At 61.3% G+C, this 4,449-nt stretch carries 4 protein-coding genes; 1 reads left to right on the top strand and 3 read right to left on the bottom strand.

Annotation, left to right across the window (positions count from 1 at the left end; translation table 11 throughout):
* The first annotated feature begins 163 nt into the window (after nt 1–163).
* Entirely contained in the window at nt 164–946 is a 783-nt protein-coding gene (locus VEK15_23585) for an RsiV family protein (GenBank protein ID HXV63703.1), read from the top strand.
* Here VEK15_23585 and VEK15_23580 read toward each other — a convergent pair.
* The 3 genes from VEK15_23580 to VEK15_23570 all read right to left on the bottom strand — a co-directional run.
* Nucleotides 943–2,043 carry an esterase-like activity of phytase family protein gene (locus tag VEK15_23580; protein HXV63702.1) on the bottom strand — a complete coding sequence of 367 codons (1,101 nt, stop codon included), beginning with the start codon at nt 2,041–2,043 and terminating at the stop codon, nt 943–945. The two genes, VEK15_23585 and VEK15_23580, sit on opposite strands and share 4 nt — an antisense overlap.
* Before the next feature lie 158 nt (nt 2,044–2,201).
* On the bottom strand, nt 2,202–3,578 hold the full coding sequence (locus tag VEK15_23575; GenBank protein ID HXV63701.1) for a cystathionine beta-synthase: 1,377 nt from the start codon (nt 3,576–3,578) through the stop codon (nt 2,202–2,204).
* 32 nt (nt 3,579–3,610) lie between these two features.
* The coding region (locus VEK15_23570; protein ID HXV63700.1) for an amidohydrolase family protein at nt 3,611–4,449 on the bottom strand (839 nt) is incomplete at its 5' end.

Below are 4,449 nucleotides of genomic sequence, written 5' to 3'. Positions count from 1 at the left end.
CGTGATCGCCGCGTTCGTCGGAGGGTGGGGTCTTCTGATCTACTTCGCCCTCTGGATCATCATGCCGGTTGGGCGGAAACCGGCCCGAGAATCACCGCCGCTGCCCCAGGAAACGGAGAAGACGTAGGAGGGGTTTAGGGGGTATCATGGTAATTGACTCCCGATGGACAACCGATTCCTGCCTTGGCTCGTCTTTCTCGTCGCGTGCGAGGAGCCACCCGCGCCGCCGCCCGAGCCGAAAACGCTCGTTTTCGACATGAAGGCCGTCGAAAACACAGTTGCCGGTTGCACGGCGGGCGCCCCCGGTTGCGCCTACGTTCGCTTCGACCACGCGACTCTCGTCGAGATCCCGCCCGAGCTTCTCGAGGGTGCGGACGCCATCGTCGATGCGATCGAACAATTTCTGTCGCGACCCCTGCGAGAAGGTCAGGAAGGCGGCTCGCCACCGCGCCTGGTCGAACGCTTCATGATGGAGTACCCGACGCGCGACGACTCGTCGGACGCGCCCTGGTTTCTCGAGCGCAAAGTGTTCGTCATCCACAATACTCCGCAGGCCGTGACCCTGAGCTTTTCCGAACGGTCTTTTCTCGGAGATGAAACGGCCCGCGAGAGCTTTCGCTACGCCAACTTCGATCCGCGCACCGGTGAGAGACTCACCCTCACGAATGTCCTCGTGGAAGGCAAGCTTGAAGAGCTTCGACTCGTGGCCGAGACTCGGTTCCGCGAAGTCCGTGGGCTCGATGCTAACGCCGACCTCGAGGCGGCAGGGTTTCGTTTCGAGGAGACACGTTTCACTCTCACGGAGAATTTCGCCGTCGATGCGAACGGTCTGACCTTCTTTTACAATCCTGGGGAAGTCGCACCTTACTCGCTCGGACCGACGGAGATACGGTTGAGCTACGACGAGCTCAATGGGTTGCTCTCGCCACGGCTCGGAGCGGATTAATCCAGGCCCTTCAACCCAAAAAGCAAGAAGACCGTACGCTGATCCTCGCTGAAGTTGTCGTCGCTCACCACCAGGAAGGAACGCCTTCCATCGCGTAGCTCGGGCCCGAGAGCCATCGCCTCGAAGTTGTCCAGTCGTCGATATTCGGGCGATAGAAGCGGAACGACGTCGTCGAAATCGACCAACAGCTCCTTGGTAACGGGACGCCAGTCTCGGTTCGACTCGAGAGACTCGAGCCCGGAGACGTCGGTAGCCGAAGAGAGGTCGACGTCGTATAGCCGCACGCGGATGAGGCCTTCGCCATCGTCGTCGAGGGATCGCAGGAAAATACGCTCGAGGGCGAGCACTCGCGAGGCCGAGAGCGCGACGAGCTCCACGAGCCCCCCCGATGCTTCCACCTCGCCGAGCTCGGGAGCGGGGGCGAACGGGCCGACGGGATAGACGTACTCGGCCCCCGGCACGACGTGTCGATCGTTTACGGCGTATTCGACGATGCGGCAGAACGCGGCGGTATCGAGGCTCGCAGCCGGCCCATCCTGCACGAGGGCGCTCTCCATTCCCACGAAGAGACGCGAGCCGTCGGACAAGATCGCCAAACTCTCGAAACCCAGATTGTTCCGGGCGCCACGGCCCTCCCGCACGAGAAACTTCGGAGGGACGTCCGCACTCGACAACCAACGGCCCTGCCGATCGAACTCGAGGAGCTTCGCGTCCTCCTTGTGATCATCCTGCAAGTCGGCATCCGAGGAGAGGAACAGAGTGTGCCAGGGACTGCGCGCTAACCCCTCGGGATCGAGGACGACCCCGGGGAACCCCACCAGGTTTGTGACCGACTTGGTCTCGACGTGGAGTCCACCATCGGCGAAGTCGATTCCGAGCTCGAAGAAACGGTGGTCGCTCTTGGCATCGGAGAGTGCGAGCCAGGTGCCGGAAGATTCCTCGAATACGATTGCCGAGATCCCGCCGAGGTCGGGAGACGGGGGGATCACCAGGTCGGTCAGGAACTCGATTTGCAGGGCGGGAGGTGCCTCTCCTACCGGTTCCTCACCGCAGCCGACGAAGACGACCATCGCCAGGAGCGAACCGGCGTTCCGCAAGGCCTTCTCACTTTCTAGCGACAGTCGACGGCCAACAGTCGAGAAAGAGATGCGATGCGCGGCGGCTTCTGACTCTCGACTGTGGACTGTTGAAGCTGCGCTCACCCCCTCAAAAAAAACTTGTCCGATCTCTTGAGATCTTCATAGCGTTGGCGCAGCTAGAGAGGGTGCTCCGCCAGATAACCGATGAGATCGATCTTGGTGACGATTCCGCTCACGGAGTCACGGTCGAGCACGACCGCGACGTGACCCCGGCTGAAAACCTCGGCGAGAGCTTCGAGACCGGCGCGAGGAGAAACCACTTCCATCTGTTCCTTGCTCACCAGCGGCGCGATGGGCTCATCCGGTCGAGAATGACCTTGGACCATGTGGTCGAGAAGCGCGACCTCGGTCACCAGGCCTCTCAGTTTACCGTCGTCGAGAACCGGGACTTGAGAAATATTGTGCTCCTTCATCATTTGTACGACGTTCCCCATGCTTTCCCGGGAGGAGGCGGTGATGACTCGCTGGATCCGTTTCGCCGCCAGGAGATCCGCCACGGTGCCCTCGCCGAGATCGCTCTCGAGAAAGCGATTCTGACGCATCCAGTCGTCATTGAAGAATTTAGACAGATATCGCGAGCCCGAATCGGGAAGGATGACTACCACCACTTGGCCTGCGGACAGCGTCTTGGCGTAGCGAATCGCGGCGGCCGCGGCGGTACCGCAAGATCCACCGACGAATAGACCCTCCTCTCGGCCGAGTCGGCGAGCCATGAGAAAAGACTCCTTGTCCCCGACCTGAATGACGTCGTCGACGACGTCGAAGTGCATCGTGGAAGGCAAGAAATCCTCACCCACACCTTCGACCTTGTAAGTGTGCGCGGCACCGAGGTTTCCCGTCTTGAAATACTCGTAATAGAGAGACCCCACGGGATCGGCACCAATCACCTTGATGTCGGGATTCTTCTCCTTGAGATACCTGCCGGTACCGGAGATCGTCCCCCCGGTACCCAAACCGACTACCAGCGCGTCCACTTTACCGCCGGTCTGCTCCCAGATCTCCGGGCCGCTCGTCTCATAATGGGCCTGGGGATTCACTTGATTGTGGTATTGGTTGGCGTAGAGGCAATTCGGTGTCTCGTCGGCAATCTTGCGAGAGACGCTGTAATAGCTTCTCGGATCATCGGGCTCGACCGCAGTCGGCGTGACGACGACTTTGGCGCCGAGCGCCTGCAGGGCCCGAATCTTTTCGTCGCTCATCTTGTCGGGCATGACGAAGATGCATTTGTAACCTTTGACGGCGGCGGCGATTGCGAGCCCCATGCCGGTATTGCCCGACGTGGCCTCGACCACCGTGCCTCCCGCCTTCAGCAAACCCCTCCTTTCGGCATCTTCGAGGATGGCGATGCCGATGCGATCCTTGACCGACCCGCCAGGGTTGAAGAACTCGACCTTGGCCAGGACCGTCGCTTGAATTCCGGCCGTGACCTTGGTGAGCTTTACCAGTGGGGTGTTTCCGATCGTCTCGAGAATGCTTTCGGCGATTCTTGACATGGTCGTCCAGCCCCCTTTTCCGATCTTAGCGCTCAGTTTGGGGGGCGTAAAACCTCGCCAGCGAGGGCATCGGTGAATGCCCCGTCGCGAACGGCGAAGTGACCGTTGACGAGCACGTGCACGACACCTTCCGCGAGCTGATGGGGGTCGCGGTAGTCTGCGCGGTCGCGAATGTTCTCGAAGTCGAAGACGACGACGTCGGCTCGAGCACCGGGGCGAAGCAGTCCACGGCCTTCCAAACCGAAGACCGTTGCCGGAAGACTCGTCATCGAACGAATCGCTTGGGCCAGGCTCAGGACGCCCCTTTGCTTCACATAGCGTGCGATCTTGCGCGGAAAGGTACCGTAGAATCGAGGGTGAGGTTTGCCCTCACCCATGGGAACGAGGCCGCCGTCGGAGGAAGTCATGGTGTAGTCCTGCTGCATGATGTGGGCGATGTCCTTCTCCGACATGTTGAACGAAACGAGGCTAGCGCCTCCGGCATCGAGAAGGTCGAGCGCGACATCGACGGGTTCCTGGTCGCGCTCCCGGGATAGCTCTGCGAGTGTCTTGCCCTCGATACTGGGGTCGGCGCGGTGCCGGGAAATCTGGAGTGTTTCCGCGCCACCTCGCCTTTCGAGGTTCGCCTGCATCTCGATGCGGAGGCTGGCTCGTTCGGACGGATTCCGCAGTCGCGCCTCGAGCGGCGTCGGCCCTCCGGGCATCGACTCGCCTGCCTCCGCCCAGCGCGGCACCAGTGCTCCGATGATGCCCGTTCCCGAAGCCTCGTAGGGATATTGATCCGCCCATACGGAAACGCCACGGGCCCGTGCCCGCTCGATGCGCAGACAGGCGGCGACGGATTTCCCCCAATTGTCGGGCCCCAGAGCTT

The organism is Vicinamibacteria bacterium (assembly GCA_035620555.1).
Classification (GTDB): domain Bacteria; phylum Acidobacteriota; class Vicinamibacteria; order Marinacidobacterales; family SMYC01; genus DASPGQ01.
Note: the sequence above shows the minus strand (reverse complement) of the source record. Positions and strands in the feature narration are given on the sequence as shown.

Coding starts and splice junctions, on each gene's coding strand:
- VEK15_23585 (HXV63703.1), top strand. CDS start 164: ATGGACAACCGATTCCTGCCTTGGCTCGTCTTTCTCGTCGCGTGCGAG.
- VEK15_23575 (HXV63701.1), bottom strand. CDS start 3,578: ATGTCAAGAATCGCCGAAAGCATTCTCGAGACGATCGGAAACACCCCA.